Source organism: Eubacterium ramulus ATCC 29099, from assembly GCF_000469345.1.
In the GTDB taxonomy this organism is placed as follows: domain Bacteria; phylum Bacillota; class Clostridia; order Lachnospirales; family Lachnospiraceae; genus Eubacterium_I; species Eubacterium_I ramulus.
On sequence record NZ_KI271156.1, the window covers coordinates 1 to 1,540 of the forward strand.

The 1,540-nt window shown below is 40.3% G+C and carries 1 protein-coding gene; it reads right to left on the reverse strand.

The window, feature by feature from the left end; genetic code table 11:
• Positions 1-206: 206 nt before the first annotated feature.
• A complete protein-coding gene (locus tag HMPREF0373_RS11265) occupies positions 207-1,430 on the reverse strand; it encodes an IS256 family transposase (RefSeq protein ID WP_404856553.1) in 1,224 nt (407 codons plus the stop codon).
• Between the last annotated feature and the right edge of the window lie 110 nt (positions 1,431-1,540).

Here is a 1,540-nt window from a genome sequence, read left to right on the forward strand (position 1 = left end):
GGTAGTGTAAATTATTCTGTGTAAACCTCTCAGATTGATGATAAAATCATAGATTTATAGAATACAAAAATATAATGTAATGGGCTGAATGGCATACTTTGCTGTTCAGCCTGTTGTTTATTTAGTAGCATGGATTCTATGGCATGTCAAGGGCGCCCGAGAAAATCGGGCGTTTATTTACCCTTGATATGCGATTGAATCTGTGCTTAATCGATATCCTCTGGCTGGATCCGATCCCCAAAATAGATGCATAACTGATCCAGTGTCAGACCCCAGTCCCAAGCCTTTCCGGTCCATTTTTTTGTGGCATCCATCATTGCCAGATAGAGCATCTTGAAAAGTGCATCATCGGTCGGAAAAATAGTCTTGGATTTCGTAACCTTGCGTAGCTGGCGGTTAAAATTTTCGATGGAATTTGTAGTGTATATTAATTTACGTATCTCAGATGGATATTTAAAATATGTGGATAATTGTGTCCAGTTATTTCTCCAGGATCCAATGGAAGCAGGGTATTTTTTGCCCCATTTTTCTTCCAGATCTTCCAAGGCTGTGAGTGCAAGATCTTCTGTATCAGCTTTGTAAACCAGCTTTAAATCCGCCATAAATGGTTTTAAATCTTTGTAAGAGATAAATTTTGTAGAATAACGAATCTGATGCACAATACACCTTTGGATCTCCGCCTGTGGGAATACTGCATGAATCGCATCCCCGAATCCGGTCAATCCATCCACAGATACGATCATGATATCCTCTACACCTCGGTTTTTTATCTCGTTGAGGACGGACAACCAGTATTTTGCACTTTCATTTCCTCCTACCCACATGCCGAGGACCTCACGTTTTCCGTTCAGTTTAACACCTATAGCAACGTAAACTGCCTTTTTTACCGTTCGATTGTCCTCCCGAACATGGAAATGTACCGCATCCATAAAAACAATGGCATATTTTCTTTCCAGCGGCCGGTTTTGCCATTCTTTTGCGATAGGAAGGATCCGATCTGTCATATGTGATATCATTTCTGCGGATGCATCCACACCATAAACATCTTTGAGATGAGCGGAGATATCTCTTGTCGTCATTCCTTTTGCATACATAGAAAGTACCTGATCTTCAATGTTTGAGATATCTGTCTGATTCTTTTTCACAATCTGCGGTTCAAACTCTCCCTTTCGATCTCGTGGTATATCCAGATCGATCGTTCCCATTGAAGAGGTGACAGTTTTAGGACTATAACCATTACGGCTATCGTCTGTCTCTTTGTTCTTGTAGTCATACTTGGAATATCCAAGGTGATCATCCATTTCAGCTTCTAACATACCTTGCAGCGTTTCGCCTAACAGGTCTTTCAGCATGTCCTGGATATCCTGAGCATCCTTTGGTTGATAGTGTTCCAACAAGCTGTTGATGAACGCTTTGCGTTCTGGATCCATTTTTCTTCTTCGTGCCATAAAAAAATCCTCCTGAATTGATATTTATTTTAACATCAATCCAAGAGGATATATAGCTCTTTTAGAGTTTACACAGAATTAATTACAGTCTC